15 protein-coding genes are annotated in these 18394 nt (G+C 74.0%); 6 read left to right on the top strand and 9 right to left on the bottom strand.

Translation table 11 applies throughout. From position 1 onward, the window contains the following. Positions 1-164: 164 nt before the first annotated feature. Positions 165-1109: an alpha/beta hydrolase gene (locus L1785_RS16430; RefSeq protein WP_236090366.1), complete on the top strand. Its 945-nt coding sequence runs from the start codon at positions 165-167 to the stop codon at positions 1107-1109. Positions 1110-1112: 3 nt separating this feature from the next. Here the strand turns inward: L1785_RS16430 and L1785_RS16435 are convergent, their stop codons facing one another. From L1785_RS16435 to L1785_RS16455, 5 genes are all read right to left on the bottom strand, one after another. Further along, entirely contained in the window at positions 1113-2492 is a 1380-nt protein-coding gene (locus tag L1785_RS16435; RefSeq protein ID WP_236090367.1) for a metallopeptidase TldD-related protein, read from the bottom strand. Next, positions 2489-4015, bottom strand: coding sequence for a TldD/PmbA family protein (locus L1785_RS16440; protein WP_236090368.1), 1527 nt, complete (start codon positions 4013-4015; stop codon positions 2489-2491). Before L1785_RS16440 ends, L1785_RS16435 begins: the two co-directional genes overlap by 4 nt. Positions 4016-4241: 226 nt before the next feature. Next, entirely contained in the window at positions 4242-4523 is a 282-nt protein-coding gene (locus tag L1785_RS16445) for an Lrp/AsnC family transcriptional regulator (RefSeq protein ID WP_236090369.1), read from the bottom strand. Further along, positions 4517-6271 (bottom strand): DEDD exonuclease domain-containing protein, encoded by a 1755-nt coding sequence (locus L1785_RS16450; RefSeq protein ID WP_236090370.1) that lies wholly within the window; start codon positions 6269-6271, stop codon positions 4517-4519. The genes L1785_RS16445 and L1785_RS16450 overlap by 7 nt, the downstream gene beginning before the upstream one ends. A 142-nt stretch (positions 6272-6413) precedes the next feature. Further along, positions 6414-8243, bottom strand: a complete 1830-nt coding sequence (locus L1785_RS16455; RefSeq protein ID WP_236090371.1) for an AMP-dependent synthetase/ligase — start codon at positions 8241-8243, stop codon at positions 6414-6416. Between the two features lie 209 nt (positions 8244-8452). On the opposite strand from L1785_RS16455, the gene L1785_RS16460 reads away from it, so the two are divergent. Continuing rightward, positions 8453-9397, top strand: coding sequence for an ROK family glucokinase (locus L1785_RS16460; protein WP_236090372.1), 945 nt, complete (start codon positions 8453-8455; stop codon positions 9395-9397). 4 nt (positions 9398-9401) lie between these two features. On the opposite strand, the gene L1785_RS16465 is transcribed toward L1785_RS16460, so the two are convergent. Further along, complete coding sequence (locus L1785_RS16465) at positions 9402-10151, bottom strand: lysophospholipid acyltransferase family protein (RefSeq protein ID WP_236090373.1); 750 nt, start codon at positions 10149-10151, stop codon at positions 9402-9404. A gap of 58 nt (positions 10152-10209) precedes the next feature. On the opposite strand from L1785_RS16465, the gene L1785_RS16470 reads away from it, so the two are divergent. The 3 genes from L1785_RS16470 to L1785_RS16480 all read left to right on the top strand — a co-directional run bounded on the left by L1785_RS16470 (position 10210) and on the right by L1785_RS16480 (position 13794). Next, the gene (locus L1785_RS16470; RefSeq protein ID WP_236090374.1) at positions 10210-10956 is read left to right on the top strand and encodes a hypothetical protein; all 747 of its coding nucleotides are present in this window, start codon (positions 10210-10212) and stop codon (positions 10954-10956) included. Positions 10957-11118: 162 nt separating this feature from the next. Continuing rightward, positions 11119-12345 (top strand): pyrophosphate--fructose-6-phosphate 1-phosphotransferase, encoded by a 1227-nt coding sequence (locus L1785_RS16475; RefSeq protein ID WP_236090375.1) that lies wholly within the window; start codon positions 11119-11121, stop codon positions 12343-12345. Positions 12346-12444: 99 nt separating this feature from the next. After that, positions 12445-13794, top strand: coding sequence for a class II 3-deoxy-7-phosphoheptulonate synthase (locus L1785_RS16480; protein WP_236090376.1), 1350 nt, complete (start codon positions 12445-12447; stop codon positions 13792-13794). Positions 13795-13942: 148 nt separating this feature from the next. Here L1785_RS16480 and L1785_RS16485 read toward each other — a convergent pair whose 3' ends face one another. Further along, a complete protein-coding gene (locus tag L1785_RS16485) occupies positions 13943-14368 on the bottom strand; it encodes an Rv2175c family DNA-binding protein (RefSeq protein ID WP_236090377.1) in 426 nt (141 codons plus the stop codon). A gap of 123 nt (positions 14369-14491) precedes the next feature. Here L1785_RS16485 and pknB point away from each other — a divergent pair, with 123 nt between their 5' ends. Continuing rightward, entirely contained in the window at positions 14492-16495 is a 2004-nt protein-coding gene (gene pknB, locus L1785_RS16490) for a Stk1 family PASTA domain-containing Ser/Thr kinase (RefSeq protein ID WP_236090439.1), read from the top strand. 11 nt (positions 16496-16506) lie between these two features. On the opposite strand, the gene L1785_RS16495 is transcribed toward pknB, so the two are convergent. Further along, positions 16507-17664 carry a polyprenyl synthetase family protein gene (locus L1785_RS16495; protein WP_236090378.1) on the bottom strand — a complete coding sequence of 386 codons (1158 nt, stop codon included), beginning with the start codon at positions 17662-17664 and terminating at the stop codon, positions 16507-16509. A 9-nt stretch (positions 17665-17673) separates the two neighbouring features. Next, a complete protein-coding gene (locus L1785_RS16500) occupies positions 17674-18231 on the bottom strand; it encodes a hypothetical protein (RefSeq protein ID WP_236090379.1) in 558 nt (185 codons plus the stop codon). Positions 18232-18394: the final 163 nt, after the last annotated feature.

An 18394-nucleotide genomic window follows, 5' to 3' on the forward strand; every position in this document is an offset into this window, starting at 1 on the left:
GCCGGCGGGGGGCCCCCGGCCGGGGGGGGGCCCCCCCCGCGCGCCCCCCCCCGGGGGGGGGCCCGTCTCTGGAGCGTCCTGCCCGCCGGGCACAACCGGACAACCGTGTCCGACTGTGACAGAATCCACCGAGGTTCCGGAGCGAGAAGGGCCAGGGTCCCAAGATGGGCGAGCGCATCACTGCCGAGCGGGTGGACGCCGAGCTGCGTGGAGGGATGCGCAGGATGCGCTCGGGGCCGCCGGTCGGCTCGCCGTGGGGGCGCGCCGTGATCCGCGCGGTGCAGCGCCTGATGCGGCCCGACGTCGCCGACGGCGTCTCGCTGTCCACGGTTCGGGTCGGCGCCGCGTCCGTGCGCGTCTACCGGCCCGAGGGCGAGCTCTCGGGGGCCGGGCTGCTGTGGGTGCACGGCGGGGGCTACGTCATCGGCCAGGCCGTGATGGACGACCGGTTCTGCTCGGTCACCGCCCGCGATCTGGGCCTCGTCGTGGTGTCCGTGGAGTACCGGCGCTCGCCCGAGCACCCCTTCCCGCTGCCCCTCGACGACTGCCTCGCGGGCTGGACCTGGTTCCAGGAGCACGCGGCCGAGCTGGGCGTCGACCCGGCGCGCGTCGTCGTCGGCGGGCAGAGCGCCGGCGGCGGGCTCGCCGCGGGGCTCGTGCAGCGCCTCCACGACGCCGGCGGGACGCAGCCGGTCGCCCAGCTCCTGATGTGCCCGATGCTCGACGACCGCACCGCCGCCCGCCGTGAGCTCGACGCCGTGGGCCACTGGGTCTGGTCGAACCGGAAGAACCGCGCCGGCTGGGCGGCCTATCTCGGCCAGGAGCCGGGCCTCGGCGAGGTCCCGCCGCACGCCGTCCCGGCCCGGCGCGACGACCTCGCCGGCCTGCCACCGGCGTACGTCGCCGTGGGCGACATCGACCTGTTCCACGACGAGGACGTCCGCTACGCGGAGCGGCTGCGCGCGGCCGGGGTGCCGTGCGACCTCGACGTCGTCCCCGGTGCGCCGCACGGGTTCGAGTCCATCGTGCCAGCCACGGAGCTGACCGTCGGCTACCTGGGCCGCGCCCGCGCGTGGCTGCGGCGGGCGGTCGGCACGGCGGTCGCCTGACGGCTACGACGCCTGGCTCACCGTGCTCATGTTGAAGTCCGGCACGCGCAAGGGCGGCATCGCCGCGCGCGGGAAGTACTCGCCCCACTCGCGGCTGTAGGCCGGGGCGGTGGCGCCCGCGGCGGTGAACCGGTCGAGGAGCGAGAGCGGGCTCTCGTTGAACCGGAAGTTGGTGACCGCGCCGACGACCTCGCCGTGCTCCACGAGGTAGACGCCGTCGCGGGTGAGGCCCGTGAGCAGCATCGTCATGGGGTCGACGGGCCGGATGTACCAGAGCGACGTGAGGAGCAGGCCCCGCTCGACCCCGGCGACGAGATCCTGCGTCGTGCCCTGCGCGCCGTCGACGGTGAGGCCGACGTTGCCGACCACGGGCGTCGCGGCCAGGTCCGTCAGGCCCGCGGTGTGCCGGGTCTGGATCAGGGCGTCGAGCCGGCCGTCGCGCAGCCACTCGGTGCGGCCGGCCGGCAGCCCGTTGTCGAAGACGCTCTGGACGTCGTCGGACGAGCGGGCCAGCACGAACGGCGCGCACTCGATGCCGGGCGCCCCCGGGTCCGACCAGAGGGTCACCGGCCGCGTCGACAGGGTCTCTCCGACGCGGGTGCCCTGCCCCGGCCGCGAGTACGGCGAGCGGCCGTCGTGGGCGTCGCGGGCGCCCATCGACCAGTAGGCGAAGATCATGAGGTCGGCGACGCAGGTCGGCGGCAGCACCGTGTCGTAGCGGCCCGCGGGGACCTCCACGGTGCGGGACCCCCAGCGCAGGCGCTGGGTGAGCTCGGCGTCGAGGGCGGTCACGTCGACGTCGGCGAGGTCGCGCGCCGCGCGGCCCACCCAGGCGGACGCGCCGCCGCTCTTGCCCGTCATCCCGAACGAGCCGGCGGGCTGCTCGTGGCGCAGCCGCAGGCCCGTCGAGCTGCCGAGGTACGTGGTGCGCACCTCGTGCTCCACGTAGCCGTACAGGAGGCGGCCGTCCGCCTCGGCGCGCCCGAAGGCATCGCCCAGCGCGGGCGCGGCGGCGCCGAAGACCGAGGGGGACGTCTCGGTCGGCGGGTCGGCGAAGTCGGCGGCGGCGGCCCCCGGGACGAGGGGCTGGGCGTCTTCGGCGGGGCCGTTGTCGCGGGCCGCGCGCTCCGCGGCGCGCACGAGCGGCTCGAGGTCGTCGGGCCCGACGGCGCTGCGCCCGACGACGCCCGCCGCGACGCCGGTGCCGGCGCCCACGGTGGCGACGACCGTGACGGAGCGCTCGCGCATCAGGCCGTTCGTGGTCAGCCCGTTGTTTGCCCAGCGCAGGTTCGCCGACGAGGACTCCTCGACGAGCACGAGCGTCCCGTCGGCGCGGGACAGCTCGAGGCAGCGCTCGACGATCTCCTGCGGGGTGATGGTCACCGGCCACCCTCCTCGGCGGTGTTGAGGACACTGATGCCGCGGAACAGCGCACTCGGGGCGCCGTGCGACACGGGGGCGGCCTGGCCGGGCTCGGCCTTGCCGCAGAAGAAGGTGCCGCCCAGGACGTAGGTCGCCGGGCCGCCGACGGCCTCCATCGAGCCCCAGAAGTCGGTCGTGGTGGCCTGGTAGGCGAAGTCCTTCACCTGGCCCTCGAGCCGGCCGTGCCGGATCCGGTACGCCCGCTGCCCGGTGAACTGGAAGTTGTAGCGCTGCATGTCGATCGACCACGACTTGTCGCCCACGATGTACAGGCCGTCCTCGACGCGCTCGATCAGCCCGGCCGTGTCCGGACCGTCGGGCGCGGGCTGCAGGGACACGTTCGCCATGCGCTGGACGGGGACGTGCCCGGGGGAGTCGGCGAAGGCGCAGCCGTTCGACCGGGTCACGCCCAGGGCGTCCGCGTTCGCGTGCGCCATGGCGCGGTCGAGCTGATAGCCGACCAGGACCCCGTCGCGCACGATGTCCCACGACTGGGCGGCGACTCCCTCGTGGTCGTAGCCGACGCTCGCCAGGCCGTGCGGCGTCGTGCGATCGCCGGTCACGTGCATGACGCCCGACCCGTACTCCAGGGTGCCCAGCCGGTCCAGGGTGGCGAACGACGTGCCCGCGTAGTTCGCCTCGTAGCCGAGCGCGCGGTCGAGCTCGGTGGCGTGCCCGACCGACTCGTGGATCGTCAGCCACAGGTTCGTCGGGTCGATGACCAGGTCGTACCGGCCGGCCTCGAACGACGGCGCCGCGAGGCGCTCCGCGAGCAGCGGGCCGAGCTCGTCGAGCGACGCCGCCCAGCCGACGGTGCCGTCCTCGCCCGTGACGTACTCCCAGCCGCGCGCGACCGGGGCGGCCAGCGTCCGCATCGTCTCGAAGGTGCCGGCTTCGGCGTCGACCGCGACGGCCTCCAGCTCGGGCTCCAGGCGCACCCGCTGCTGCGTCGTGACCGTGCCCGCCGTGTCGGCGTAGAAGGTGCACTCCAGCACCTGGCTGAGGCGCGCGCTCACGTGCTCGACGGCGTCCTGGCCCAGCACGCGCGCGGAGTAGTCGGCGAGCAGAGCGACCTTGTCGGCGTCGGGGACCTCGAACGGGTTCACCGCATACTCGGACACCCAGGTGACGTCGGCGTGGACCGGCTCGTCGGCCAGCTCGACCCTCGTCCGCGCGAGCGGGCGCGCGATCCCGGCCAGGGCGACGGCCTCCTCGGCGACGCGTGCGGCGGCCTCCGCCGTCAGCTCGACACCCGCGGCGAAGCCCCACGTGCCCTGGTGCAGCACCCGCACCGACAGCCCGACGACCTCGCCGTCGCTGCTGCCCTCCAGGCGGGCGTCGCGCAGCGTGAGGTGCTGCGACCGGATGCGTTCGAGGCGGAACGCGGCGTGCTCGGCGCCGAGGTCCCGGGCGCGCTGCAGCGCGGCGTCCGCGAGCGGGCGCAGCGGCAACGCCAGGAAGGCTTCGTCGATGTCCTGGGGCACGGGCCGACCCTACTCCGAGGTCAGGGCTCCGACCAGGTAAAACCTCAGTCGTGCTCTTGGACGCCTGAGCCTGCGGTTCCGCTCCGGGCGGGGTCCTTGCTTCGCTGCGGACCCACCCTGCGCTGCACCTCCGGCTCAGTCGTGCTCTTGGACGCCTGAGCCTGCGGTTCCGCTCCGGGCGGGGTCCTTGCTTCGCTGCGGACCCACCCTGCGCTGCACCTCCGGCTCAGTCGTCGAGACCGAGGGCGAACGCCTGCTCCAGGTCCTTGTTCGAGTACGCCCGGAACGCGATGAGGGTCTCGGTGTGCCGCACGCCCTCGATCTTGCTCACGGCGTCCGACACCACGCCCGCGAGCTCGTCGTGCTCGTGCACGCGCACGATGGCCACGAGGTCGACCTTGCCCGTGACCGAGAAGACCTCGCTCACGCCCGCGATGTTCGCCACCTCCTGCGCGACCTCGGGGATGCGGGACGGTTCGGCGTCGATGAGCACGATCGCGGTCAGCATGCCGTCATCGTAGCCACGGATTCCCTCGCCCACGCGAGGTCCGCGTGCGCGGCGGCGCTGCGGACGGGGCAGGCCCACGCGTCCGTGACGTGGACCAGGCGCACGCCGGGGGAGTCCAGCCAGGCGAGCAGGAGGTCCGCCTCCTCGGGGTGGCTCGCCGGTTGCGGCGCGACCGGCGGCTCGACGACCTCGGCGGTCGCGCGCAGCGCGTCGACGAGCGGGAGCGGGTCCTCGCCCGGTCCCGACACGCCCGTCGCAGCGAGCCGCCCGTGCCGGACCACGACGATCTCCCAGCCGCGCGCCCCCGACGTCTCTCCGCCTCCGGGGACGGTGCCCTGGGCGGGCCGGGCCGCGACCAGCTCAGCGCACCCGGCAAGGGGCGTGAGCCGCTGCGCACGGTGCGCGCCGACGACGTACGCCCGCAGCCGGCGCGTCACCTCGCCCGCCTCCTCGAAGCGCTCCTCGGCGGCGAGCCGTGCGATCCGGTCGGCCAGGGCGCGCACCACGGGAGAGGCGTCGCCGAGCAGCGCCTCGCGGGCGGCCTCGGCCGCGGCGGCGTACCCCGTGTCCGGCGCTTCCACGGCCGTGCACGGCGCAGAGCAGCGCCCCATCCCGGCCAGGGCGCACGGGCTGCCCGGCGTCCGCGCCACGAGGGGGAGCCGGGGCGAGCACTGGCGCAGCGGGAGCGCGTCGTGCAGCGCGGCGATCGCCTCCTGAGCCGTGCGGGCCGACGCGAACGGGCCGATGTGCGGGGAGCCGGCCTTGACGTCCCGCACCACCGACAGCCGTGGGTACGCCTCGTCGGTGAGCCGCACCCACGACGCCCGCTCGGGGAACTTCGAGCGCCGGTTGTAGCGCGGGGCGTGCTCGGTGATGAGGCGCAGCTCGCGTACCTGCGCCTCCAGGGGCGTGGCGCACACGACCGGCGTCACCTCGTGGGCGACGCGCACCATCTCCGTGATGCGCCGTCGCTTCTCCGCCGCCGTGAAGTACGAGCGAACGCGCTTGCGGATGTTCGTCGAGGTGCCGACGTAGAGGACCTCGTCACCCGGGCCCCTGAACAGGTAGACGCCGGGGGCGTCGGGCAGGCCGTCCGCCAGGTGACGCTTGCGCCGCACGTCCGGCGGGACGGGGTCGGCCGCCGTGGCGAGGTCCTCCAGGTGCGTCACGCCGAGCGGCGCGAGCCGCTCGAACAGCGCGTGCAGCACGTCCACGGTGGCCCTCGCGTCGGCCAGCGCACGGTGCTCCGGCGACACCGCCGCACGGAAGAGCGTCGCAAGCGTCGACAGCTTGTGGTTGGGCGCCTCGTCCCGCGTGACGACGCGCCGCGCCAGCGGCACCGTGTCCACGACGGGGAAGCCCGGCCACGGGTACTCGAGGCGCTCGGCCGCCGCGCGCAGGAAGCCGACGTCGAAGGGCGCGTTGTGCGCCACCAGGACCGACCCGTGCGCGAACTCCAGGAAGCTGGGCAGCACCAGCTCGATGCCGGGCGCCGTCGCCACCATCGCGTTCGTGATCCCGGTCAGCCTCGCGACGAAGGCGGGCACCGGCTGCCCCGGGTTGACCAGGGACTGGAACTCGCCCAGCACCTCGCCGCCACGGACCTTCACCGCGCCGATCTCCGTGATGCCGCCCTCACGGGCGTTGGTCCCCGTCGTCTCAAGGTCCACCACGACGAACGTGACGTCCCGCAGCGGCGTCCCGAGCTCGTCGAACGTCGCCTGGTACGCGGGGAGGGTGGGGCTCATGCGCGGAACGGTAGCCGCACCCACCGACACTCCCGGTCGCCACGCCACCGCGAGGTGGTGCGCACGTGCGACGGGCGACCACCTCGGCGAGACGAACCCGCGAAGTGGTCGCCCCGTCGGACGTCAGCGCACTACCGGGGGATCACGACACGAGGTGCAGCGAGTCCTTGTTCGTGTCCGCGTACAGGGCCTCGATGTCGTCCGAGAAGTCCTTCACGAAGGCGGCGCGGCGCACGCTCTGCTTCGGCGTGAGGTAGCCGTTCTCGATCGTGAGGTCGCCCGACAGCACGGTGAACTTGCGGATCGACTCGGCCTTCGAGACCGCCTTGTTGGCGCGGATCACGGCCTGGTCGAGCGCGGCCAGCACGTCCGGGTCCTTGCGGGCCTCGACGACGGTCATCGCCGGCTTTCCGTGCATGGAGAGCCAGCCGGGCAGGCCCTCCTCGTCGAGCGTGACGAGCGCGCCGATGTACGGCTTGTTGTCGCCGACGACGACGCACTGGCTGACCAGGGGGTGCGCACGGATGCGGTCCTCGAGCACGGACGGAGCGACGTTCTTGCCGCCCGCCGTCACGATGATCTCCTTCAAGCGGCCCGTGATCTTGAGGAAGCCGTCCTCGTCCAGGGCGCCCAGGTCACCGGTGCGGAACCAGCCGTCCGCCGTGAACGACTCCGCCGTCGCGACCGGGTTGTTGTGGTACCCGCGGAAGATGTGGATGCCCTTGAGCAGGATCTCGCCGTCCTCGGCGATCTTGACGCCGCAGCCCGGCAGCTGGAGGCCGACCGAGCCGATCTTCGTGGCTTCGGGGCGGTTCACGCAGGTCGGGGCCGTGGACTCGGTCAGGCCATAGCCCTCGAGGACCTTCAGGCCGAGACCGCGGTAGAAGTGGCCGAGACGCTCGCCGAGCGGGCCGCCGCCGGAGACCGCGTACTTCGCGGCCCCGCCCAGCTTGGCGCGGAGCTTGGAGTACACGAGCGCCGAGGCGACCTTGTGCTGCAGGTTGAGCCACATGCCCGGGCCCCGCGGGTTGTCCAGGGCGCGCGACCAGGCGATGCTCGTCGCCGTGGCCCAGTGGAAGATCTTGACCTTGCCGCCCGCGGCCGCCGTCTGCTCGGCCGAGTTGTAGACCTTCTCGAACACGCGCGGCACGGCCAGGATGAACGTCGGCTTGAAGGCGCCCAGGTCCCGCACGAGGTCCTTGGTGTCGGGTGTGTGGCCCAGGACGACGCCGCCCGCCACGGCGAGCACCTCGATGAAGCGCGCGAAGACGTGCGCCAGAGGGAGGAAGAGCAGGGTGCGGCCGCCCTCGGCGAACACCTCCGGGACCGCCTCGACGGCGTTGACCGTGAGCGCCGCGAAGTTGCCGTGGGTCAGCTCGGCGCCCTTCGGGCGGCCCGTCGTGCCCGACGTGTAGATGATCGTCGCGAGGTCGTCCAGGCCGGCGATCGCGCGGCGTCGCGCGATCTCCTCGTCGGCGACGCCCGTGCCGCCCGACCTCAGCGCGTCGATCGCGCCGTCGTCGATGACGAGCACCTCCTCGATGGCGGGGGCCCGGTCGCGGATCTCAGCGATCGTCCCGGCGTTCGCCGCACTCTCCGCCACGATGAGCTTCACCCCGGCGTCCGTGACGATCCACTGCACCTGCTCGGCGCTCGAGGTCTCGTAGATCGGGACGGGCACGGCTCCGGCGGCCCAGATGGCGAAGTCGAGCACCGTCCACTCGTAGCTGGTGCGGCACATGATGCCGACTGCGTCGCCCGGCTCGATCCCGCGAGCCACGAGGCCCTTGGCCACCGCGACGACCTCTGCGTCGAACTTGCCGGAGGACACCACCGTCCACGGCTCGCCCGGTCGCCCCGGCTTCTCTGCGAACGGCAGGTCCGGCCCGGCCGCAACCCGCTTCGCGAGCAGGTCGTTCACGTTCGAGGTGGGGGGCAGCTCGATGAGCTGAGGTGCGACGTACTCGTCCATGGCTGACTCCAGTGGCAGTGCTGACCGTGGCTGCAAAGATACCGGCAATCAATGTAACGGTGTGAACAACTACACAGTTCCACCCAGTGGCGTTGCCCGCGCGCCACCCGTGCGTCGCTGCGACTCTGAGCGCGGTCACGCGGGCCCCTGGCGGTCGTTAGGCTGGGTGTGCTTTCTGGCAGGGCCCGTACGAGAGAACGCGAGGACGCATGTACGCCATCGGAGTCGACATCGGCGGCACGAAGATCGCCGTGGGCGTGGTCGACGAGGGCGGCACGATCCTCGCCCAGGTCCGCCGAGACACCGACGCCGACGACGTGGCGAACATCGACCGGGCCATCGCCGACGCGGTCACCGAGCTCGTCAAGGAGCACGAGGTCGGGGCGATCGGCCTGGCTGCCGCCGGGTTCGTCAGCCCCGACCGCACCGCGGTGACCTTCGCCCCCAACATCGCGTGGCGTGACTACCCGCTGGCGCAGAAGGTGCGCGAGCTCGTGGACGTCGACGTGCCGATCGTCGTTGAGAACGACGCGAACGCGGCCGGCTGGGCGGAGTTCCGCTTCGGCGCGGGCCGCGACGCCACGGACATGCTCATGCTGACCGTCGGCACCGGGCTCGGCGGGGCGGTCATCGTCGGCGGCGAGCTCGTGCGCGGCAAGTGGGGCGTGGCGGCCGAGGTGGGCCACATGCGGATGGTGCCTGGCGGGCACTACTGCGGCTGCGGCCACGAGGGTTGCTGGGAGCAGTACGCCTCCGGCAGCGCCCTGGTACGCGACGCGCAGCACGCGGCGGTGGCCCAGCCCGGCCGGGCGGTGCGCCTGCTGGAGCTCGCCGGCGGCGACCCCGAGGAGCTCAACGGCCCGCAGGTGACCCGGGCCGCCCAGGAAGGGGACGAGCTCGCGGTCGAGCTGCTCGCGAACCTCGGCCGATGGATCGGTGAGGGGGCCGCGTCGGTCGCGGCGCTGCTCGACCCGGAGCTGATCGTCATCGGCGGCGGCGTCGGAGCGGCCGGGGAGCTGCTGCTCGGCCCGGTGCGCCGCGGCTACGAGTCGCAGCTCTCCGCGCTCGGCCACCGGCCGGTCGCGAAGATCGAGCTGGCCGAGCACGGCAACGAGGCGGGCATCGTGGGCGCGGCAGACCTGGCCCGCCGCTGAGTCGTCAGCTCTCGGCGGGCGGCGGCAGCGGCTTGCCGCCCGGCGCGGAGCCTGCCGCAGGCGCGGCGTCGCCCCCCGCGGCGAGGCGGGCCTTCGCGGTCGCGGCGTACATGTCGACGTACTCCTGGCCGGACAGGCGCAGGATCGCGTACTGGATCTCGTCGGCGACGGCGCGCAGGACGAACCGGTCCTCCTCCATGCCCTTGTAGCGGGAGAAGTCGAGAGGCTCGCCCACGATCGCGCCGAGCGGCATGAACTTCGGGACGACGCGGCCGACCGGCTGGGCGACGTTCGTGCCGACCATCGCGACAGGGATCACGGGCGCCCCGGACTCGAGCGCCATGCGCGCCACGCCGGTCTTGGCCCGGTACAGCCGCCCGTCGGGGCTGCGGGTGCCCTCCGGGTAGATGCCGAACAGGTCGCCCTCGGCGAGCACGCGCAGCCCCGTGCGCAGCGCGGCCTCGCTGGCCTTGCCGCCCGACCGGTCGACGGGGATGGTCCCGACGCCGCGCATGAAGCCCGCGACGAGCCGCCCCTTGAGGCCGGAGCCCGTGAAGTAGTCGGACTTGCCGAGGAACTTGACCTGCCGCGGCAGCAACAGGGGCAGGATGAAGGAGTCGATCACCGCGAGGTGGTTGCTCGCCAGGATCGCCGGCCCGTTCTCGGGCACGTTCTCGGCACCACGGATCCACGGGCGGTACGCCAGCCGGAGCACCGGGCCGACCAGCACGTGCTTCATCACCCAGTAGAACAAGGATTTCCTCCTCCGTGACCCTCCCCTCGGAGGACGGTTCCGACTCTAGAGTGTGCGCATGGCCGCATCGAACACCGACGACCGCGACGACGACGTCCCCCCGGGCGACCGTCCCGGAGGAGCGGGCGACATGCCCGACGACGCAGTCGAGGCACGCTGGGCCGCCATCGTCGCCTCCCTCGGCGACGTCGACCTCGCGGCGGACCGTGCCGCCGGCCCGGGCCTGCGCCCGTCCGGTTCTGTCCCATCTTCGACCGAGCCTTCCAGCACGTCGCCCACGGCGCCCGGCGAGGTGGCCGACGGCGGTGCCGCTCCCGCGCCCCGCGCCGCTGGAGAGGACGGTGCGACCGACGCCGTCGGCGCGACCGGTGCCGACACGGCCGCCGGCGCCGACGCCGGCGAGAAGCCCGACGGCGAGGCCGGTGATCGGGCCGGCCGGGACGTCGTCGGGCCGGAGGAGCCCGTGCTGCCGACCCGGATCGTGCGCCCCGGCGGGCCGCGCGACTGGCCCGCGTCCGACGAGGTCGAGGCGCTGGAGGAGGCGGAGTCGCACTTCACGCCGCCCGAGCCGCCGCCGCTGCTGTCCCGCGACCCGCTGCTGACCATGGCGTGGGGCTTCGTCGTCGGCATCCCGGTGATCGCGCTGCTCACGGTCATCGTGTCCGCGGCAATCCCGTCGGTCCGGGTGCCGAGCCTGGCCGCGCAGATCGCCGTCGGCCTGTTCCTCGCCGGCCTCGCCGTGCTCGTGTGGCGTATGCCGCACCACCGCGACCCGGACGACGACGGTCCGGGCGCCGTGGTCTGAGCCGGAGCGGAACCGCAGGTTCGGACGACAGAAGGCGCTGTGGTCTGACGCAGTCCACGCAGCGGACCCCGCGGACCGGGGTGGCGCGTCAGTAGGATGATCGGCAGGGCTCCGGAGCGATCCGCGCGCCCTTGCCAGTCCCCAACGAGAGGTGCTAGTCCGATGGCTGTTCGTCGCGTGGCTCTGCTGACCGCCGGCGGCTTCGCCCCCTGCCTGTCTTCGGCCGTGGGTGGGCTTATCGAGCGTTACAACGAGCTCGACCCCACGATCGAGATCATCGCCTACCAGTACGGCTACCACGGCCTGCTGACGGGCACCAAGATCGTCATCGACGAGGAGGGACGCAAGCAGGCCGGGATCCTGCACCGGTTCGGCGGCTCGCCCATCGGCAACTCGCGCGTCAAGCTCACGAACGTCAAGGACGCCGTCAAGCGCGGCCTGGTCCAGGAGGGCCAGGACCCGCTGCACGTGGCGGCCGAGCAGCTCAAGGCCGACGGCGTCGACGTGCTCCACACGATCGGCGGCGACGACACCAACACCACGGCCGCCGACCTGGCCGCCTACCTGCACGAGAACGGGTACGAGCTCACCGTCGTGGGTCTGCCGAAGACGATCGACAACGACGTCGTGCCGATCCGTCAGTCGCTCGGGGCGTGGACCGCGGCCGAGGAGGCGGCCGGCTTCGCGGTCAACATCATCGGCGAGCACCGCTCGGGCCCGCGCATGCTCATCGTGCACGAGGTCATGGGACGCCACTGCGGCTGGCTCACCGCCGCGGCCGCCAAGGAGTACCGCAAGTGGCTCGACCAGCAGGAGTGGGCGCCCGCGCTGGGCCTCACGAAGGAGCGCTGGGACGTCCACGCCGTGTTCCTGCCGGAGCTCGAGCTCGACATCGAGGCCGAGGCCAAGCGCCTGCGCGCCGTGATGGACGAGATCGGCAACGTCAACATCTTCCTGTCCGAGGGTGCGGGCATGCACGAGATCGTCGCGCAGCTCGAGGCCGCCGGCGAGGAGGTGCCGCGCGACCCGTTCGGGCACGTCAAGCTCGACACGATCAACCCGGGCCAGTGGTTCGCGAAGCAGTTCGCGGAGAAGCTCGGCGCCGAGAAGGTCATGGTCCAGAAGTCCGGCTACTACTCGCGCGCCGCCGCCGCGAACGCCGAGGACCTGCGCCTCATCAAGTCGATGACCGACCTCGCGGTCGAGTGCGCGCTGCGCGGCGAGGCGGGCGTCATCGGCCACGACGAGGAGGACGGCGACAAGCTCAAGGCGATCGCGTTCCCGCGGATCGCCGGCGGCAAGGCGTTCGACGTGACGCAGGACTGGTTCGGCGAGATCCTCGGCGCCATCGGCCAGCCGCTCGTGCCGGCGAAGTCTGCCGCGCACTGACGCCTCACCCGGGTGGCGCGGGCGATCCCGCGCCACCCGGACCCTGCGAACCGCGAGAGACCGGGCGAACGACCTGATGAGCACCCGAGTGAGCACCCGATGAGCACCGTCGCCGACCCGGCCCTGGCCGCCGGGCTCGACCACTTCCGAACGCTCCAGGCGCGTCAGCAGCCTGTCTGGCCGGACCGGGAGGCCCTCGCCGCCGTCGCCGAGCGCCTGGAGCAGGCCGCGCCCCTCGTCGTGCCCGCGGAGGCCGACCTGCTGCGCGACCGGCTCGCGGCCGCGGGGCGCGGCGAGGCGTTCCTGCTGCAGGGCGGGGACTGCGCGGAGACGTTCGCCGACGCGAACGCGACCCGCATCAGGAACAAGATCCGCACCATCCTGCAGATGGCGGTCATCCTCACGCACGGCGCGAGCACGCCCGTGGTGAAGATGGGGCGCCTGGCGGGGCAGTACGCGAAGCCGCGGTCGTCGGACGACGAGGAGCGCGACGGCGTGACGCTGCCCGCGTACCGGGGCGACATGGTCAACGGCTTCGACTTCACGCCCGAGTCGCGCGTGCCGAACCCGGAGCGCCTGGAGCAGGCGTACCGGATCTCGGCGGCGACGGCGAACGTGGTGCGGGCGTTCACGAAGGGCGGGTTCGCCGACCTACGGCAGGTGCACGAGTGGAACCGCGGCTTCATGCGCAACCCGGCGTACGCCCGCTACGAGGCGACCGCGGAGGAGATCGACCGCGCCATCCGCTTCATGCATGCGTGCGGCGCGGACTTCGACGCGCTGCGTACCGTCGAGTTCTTCCTGAGCCACGAGGCGCTGATCCTCGACTACGAGCGCGCCCTGACGCGCCACGACCAGCGCACGGGCCGCGCGTACGACACCTCGGCGCACTTCCTCTGGATCGGGGAACGCACCCGTCAGCTCGACGGCGCGCACGTCGACCTCCTGTCGCGCGTCGCGAACCCGATCGGGGTCAAGCTCGGGCCGACGACGACGCCCGCCGACGCCCTCGCGCTGGTGGAGCGCCTCAACCCGGACAACGTGCCCGGCCGGCTCACGTTCATCACCCGTATGGGCGCCGCCCGCGTGCGCGACGTGCTGCCCACGCTGGTGGAGGCCGTGACGTGGTCCGGCGCGTCGGTGACCTGGGTCACCGACCCGATGCACGGCAACACGATCACGTCCGCGTCGGGCTACAAGACGCGCCGCTTCACGGACGTGCTCGACGAGGTCGCGGGCTTCTTCGAGGTGCACCGGTCCCTCGGGACGGTGCCCGGCGGCCTGCACATGGAGCTCACCGGTGACGACGTCACCGAGGTGCTCGGCGGGAGCGAGGAGATCTCCGACGAGGGCCTCGCGCTGCGCTACGAGACCCTCGTGGACCCGCGGCTGAACCACCAGCAGTCGCTGGAGATGGCGTTCCAGGTCGCGAAGATGCTGCGGGACTGACGGGGCTGGGCCGGGCAGGGAGGCGGAGGCCCCGTCGCGAGGCGACCATCCGGCCGCTCGGTCCTCGCGGCCTCCCGCCAGGCCCATCCAGCCTCGCGACGAGGCCTCCGCCTCCCCGCCCGGCCGGGCCGGCGCTCCGCCGTCGCGGCTAGAGCTGTGCCTGGGCCAGGCGCCGGACCTCCGCACGGCGGCCCGCGAGCAGCGAGCCGACCGGCGTCCCCCCGAGCGAGTCGTCGGGGGTGAACAGCCACTCGAGGATCTCGGCGTCGCCGAACCCGGCGTCGGACAGGACGACGACGGTGCCGCGCAGCGTGCCGAGCACCGCCTTGCCGGTCTGACCCCCCGAGGCCTTCGCACCGGCGAGGCCGGTGCCCGGGGGCTGGTCGGCGGCGTCGATGACGAAGGCCGCCGGGACCTGGAAGACGCTGCGCTCACCGCGCTTGACGCCGACGAGGTGCCGGTCCTGGAGGAGGCGCCGGACCTTGCCGAGGTCGAGGCCGAGGGTCTCGGCGAGGTCGGGGAGGGTGAGCCAGTCGCCGACGAGGGCGTCGAGGCGGGCAGCGAGATCGTTCACCCCGTCAGCCTAGGCGGTGGGCGCGGCGGTCGTGCGCGCAACGATCGTGCAACGGTGCGGCGCGCTCCCCGGCAGGCCTTCACCGCGGGTCCGTCCCGGCCGCATACACTCGCCCCCGTGGCCATGGTGACGACGGATCCCCTCCTCGGCCGCCTGGTCGACGGGCGGTACGAGGTGCTCGAGCGTGTCGCGCGAGGCGGCATGGCGACCGTCTATCGCGCGCTGGACCGGCGCCTGGACCGTGAGGTCGCGCTCAAGGTCATGCACCCGCACCTCGCGGAGGGCGCGGAGGCGAGCGACTTCCTCTCGCGCTTCCGTCGCGAGGCGCGGGCCGCAGCCGGCCTGACCCACTCGGGTGTCGTCGCCGTGTTCGACCAGGGCATCGACGGCGACATGAGCTACCTCACCATGGAGTACGTGGCGGGGACGAACCTGCGCCGCGCGGTCCGGGACGGCGGCGTCACGGTACGCCGCGTGTTCGACGTGCTGGACCAGGTGCTGTCGGCGCTCGCGGCGGCGCACCGCAAGGGCGTGGTGCACCGCGACATCAAGCCCGAGAACGTCCTGCTCGTCGCCGACAGCGACCAGGTCAAGGTGGCGGACTTCGGCCTGGCGCGCGCCGTCACCGAGGTCACCGCGACGTCGACCGGGACGGTCATGGGCACCGTCGCGTACCTCGCGCCGGAGGTGATCTCGACCGGCCGGGCCGACACCCGCACCGATGTGTACGCGGTGGGCGTCCTCGCGTTCGAGATGCTGACCGGCCGCCTCCCGCACCCGGGGGACTCGCCGATCCAGATCGCGTTCGCGCACGTCAACGCAGACGTGGCGCCGCCGTCGTCCCTCGCGCCGCACCTGCCGCGCGCCGTCGACGACCTCGTCCGCTCGTTCGCGGCCCGCAACCCGGACGCGCGGCCGCGGGACGCGGCCGCCGCTCTCGAGGTGCTCCGCGCGGTCCGGCGCACCCTGCCCGACGGCGTCCTGGAGGCCACGGCCTCCACCGCGCCCCGGGCGCCCGGCGGGCAGGCGCCGGCGACTCCTGCGCCGAGCTCGACCGCGCTGATGCCGGGCGTCCCGGGCGTCCCGGGCGGCGCCGTTGTGCCGGCCGGCCCGCAGCACCAGGTCTCGACGCCGACGACGGCGCTGCCCGCCCAGCCTGGGTACGTGCAGCCGTACCCGGCCTACGGCGGGTACCCCGGCCAGGCCATGGCGGACGCCGAGCCGCCGCGCCTCGACAAGCGGCGTGCGACCGGGACGATCGTGACGGCGGTGATCGTCCTCGTGCTCCTGGTGCTCGGCGGGCTGTGGTGGCTGAGGGGCGACCGCGTGGTGCAGGTGCCCGGCGGGCTCGTCGGCCTGCCGGTCGCCGAGGCCCAGGCCGAGCTGGAGGCCGCGGGGCTGGAGTGGCAGGTCACGCAGGAGTTCGACGACACCGTGGCGGTGGGCTCCGTCGTGTCGACCGACCCGGGCGCCGGTGCCGTGGTGGCGCGTGGCGACGTCGTGCAGCTCGTGGAGTCCAAGGGGCCCGACCTGGTCGCGTTGCCGGGGAACCTCGTCGGCCTGACGGAGGCCGACGCCCGGGCGGCGCTCGCCGACGCGGGGTTCACGGTCAAGGAGCCCCTGTCGACCGACTACTCGGACACGGTCCCTGCCGGGAGCGTCATGGCGTCCAGCCCGGAGCCCGGCACCCAGGCGCTGCGCGGGAGCGAGGTGGCCCTGGTCGTGTCCGAGGGCGGCGCGCCGACGGAGGTCCCGAGCGTGGTGGACCTGACGTTCGACGAGGCGGTGGCCGCGCTGACGGCCGCCGGCCTGAAGGCCGAGAAGATCGAGGAGTTCGACCCCGAGATCCCGGCCGGCCAGGTGGTGGCACAGAACCCGGAGGAGGGCGACGAGGCCCACCGCGGTGACACGGTGCAGCTCCTGGTGTCGAAGGGGCCCGAGCTGGTCGCAGTGCCCGACGTGGTGGGGATGGACCGGAAGGACGCGAAGGAGACCTTGGAGGCCAGCGGTTTCAAGGTGGACGACCCGGGCCTCAACTTCGTCCTCGATGACACCGTCAGCACCCAGAGCCCGGCCGCCGGCGAGCAGGTCGCCAAGGGGTCCGAGGTGACGATCAGCAACTGGTGAGACCGGGGGCGCTACGCCGCCCGGTCGACCGCCGCGCGTGCCAGGTCGGCGATCACGCCGCGGCCCGGCTCGGCCAGGCGCGCGGCGTCGAGGGCGGCGTCGGCCTGGCCCGCCAGGTCCGTGATGAGCTTCTCCACCGCGTCGAGCGCGCCGGTGGCGACAATGGCCTGGCGGAGCGCGGCGACGTCGTCAGGCCCCAGGTCGGGGTCGCCGAGGGCACGCAGCACGAGGGCGCGCCGGTCGTCGTCGGCGCCCGCGAGCGTGCGGGCGACGAGGACGGTGCGCTTGCCCTCACGCAGGTCGTCCCCGGCGGGCTTGCCCGTGATGCCCGGGTCCCCGAAGACGCCGAGGACGTCGTCGCGGAGCTGGAACGCCTCGCCGAGCGGCAGGCCGGCGGCGCGGATCGCCGCGACCCGCTCGGGGCCGGCGCCCGCGAGGGCGGCGCCGAGCGCGAGGGGCGCGGCCACGGAGTAGGAGGCGGACTTGGCGCGAAGCACGGCGCGGGCGCGCTCCTCGTCGGCGGCCGGGTCGGCGCCCCAGGGCTCGGCCTGCACGAGCACGTCGAGGTACTGGCCCACGACGACCTCGCTCTGCATGCGGTCGAACGTGTCGCGCGTGGCCGCGGCGACCGGCGCGGGCAGAACGGCGACGGCTGCGGTGAGCTCGCGCTGGGCGGCGAGGAGCACGAGGTCGCCCAGCAGGATCGCGACCGACTCGCCGAACCGGCCCGCCTCGCCGGCCCAGCTCGAGCCCGTGTGCCGGGCTGCGAAGGCGCGGTGGGCCGTGGGGCGGCCGCGGCGGGTGTCCGAGCTGTCGATGATGTCGTCGTGCAGCAGGGCGGCCGCCTGGAACAGCTCGAGCGCGGCCCCGACGCGGACCGCTGCCGTGCGGGCCGGGCCGTCGGCCGCGCCACCGTGCGCCCGGAACGACCAGTAGCAGAACGCCGCGCGCAGCCGCTTGCCGCCCTCGAGCAGGGCCCCCGCCTCGTCGGTCAGAGCCGTGGCGCTCGCGCCGAGGCCCGCCACCTCGTCCGCCAGCTCAGCCATGTGGGCGCGGAGCGCGGCGTCGACGTCCCGGCGCAGGTTCTCGCGGTCGACGAGTGCGGAGGGGTCGGGCGCAGTGCCGGGCGAGGTCGGGGCAGGCGCGGTGGCGGAGAGGCGAGCGGGCACGACCCCAGCCTAGGACCCTGCCGGGGCCAGCACCGTCCCGCTGATGCTCACGAGGCGTCGCTCCCCGTCGTCCAGGACGCCCACGAGGAGGGCCTCCGACGCGGTGCCCGTGTCCGTGGCTGTCTGCCGCGTCCAGGCGGTCTGCGCCGTGAGGCCGGTCAGCGCCGGGGTGCTGACGGGGGCGAACCCCTGGCCGGTGAGGAGGCCGCCCACCTGGTCGAGCACCTCCTGCGCGCCGAGCGCCGACGACAGGTTCAGGGTGATCTGAGTCGTCGGGGGCGTGCTGTCCGGGACCGGCTGCGCCGACGTCGCGAGGAGGGTCGCGCCCTCGGGTGTGGGGAGCAGCTCGGCCGGGAACCCGGGCGCGTACCCGCCCACGGCCGACGCCGGGTCGAAGCTCGGCAGCGTCACCGTGTCCGCGGCGGCGGGCGTCCCGCCCGTGACCGACGTCGGTCGTTCGCCTCCCGCGGCCGTCGCGGTGCAGCCCGCGGCCGCCAGGGCGGCGGCGAGCGCGACGGCCGCCAGCCCGTGGCGGGCGGCGGGGGAGCGTCGGGGGCGGGCGGGCACCCGGACACGGTAGCCGGACAGGCGGGGTCCGGGGCAACCCGGCCGGACAGGTTGCCGGCCCGGACGGGGCTCGCGTCACCGACCCTGTTCACGGCGGGGAGCGGCCCCGACGTCGACCACAGGGGCGCCGTCGTCCACATCCTTGTCCGGGTGCCCCCGCCAC

This window comes from Antribacter soli (genome assembly GCF_021568775.1).
Lineage (GTDB): Bacteria > Actinomycetota > Actinomycetes > Actinomycetales > Cellulomonadaceae > Antribacter > Antribacter soli.

Coding starts and splice junctions, on each gene's coding strand:
- L1785_RS16450 (WP_236090370.1), bottom strand. CDS start 6,271: ATGAGCCCCACCCTCCCCGCGTACCAGGCGACGTTCGACGAGCTCGGG.
- L1785_RS16475 (WP_236090375.1), top strand. CDS start 11,119: ATGGCTGTTCGTCGCGTGGCTCTGCTGACCGCCGGCGGCTTCGCCCCC.
- L1785_RS16445 (WP_236090369.1), bottom strand. CDS start 4,523: ATGCTGACCGCGATCGTGCTCATCGACGCCGAACCGTCCCGCATCCCC.
- L1785_RS16480 (WP_236090376.1), top strand. CDS start 12,445: ATGAGCACCGTCGCCGACCCGGCCCTGGCCGCCGGGCTCGACCACTTC.
- pknB (WP_236090439.1), top strand. CDS start 14,492: ATGGTGACGACGGATCCCCTCCTCGGCCGCCTGGTCGACGGGCGGTAC.
- L1785_RS16430 (WP_236090366.1), top strand. CDS start 165: ATGGGCGAGCGCATCACTGCCGAGCGGGTGGACGCCGAGCTGCGTGGA.
- L1785_RS16455 (WP_236090371.1), bottom strand. CDS start 8,243: ATGGACGAGTACGTCGCACCTCAGCTCATCGAGCTGCCCCCCACCTCG.
- L1785_RS16470 (WP_236090374.1), top strand. CDS start 10,210: ATGGCCGCATCGAACACCGACGACCGCGACGACGACGTCCCCCCGGGC.
- L1785_RS16460 (WP_236090372.1), top strand. CDS start 8,453: ATGTACGCCATCGGAGTCGACATCGGCGGCACGAAGATCGCCGTGGGC.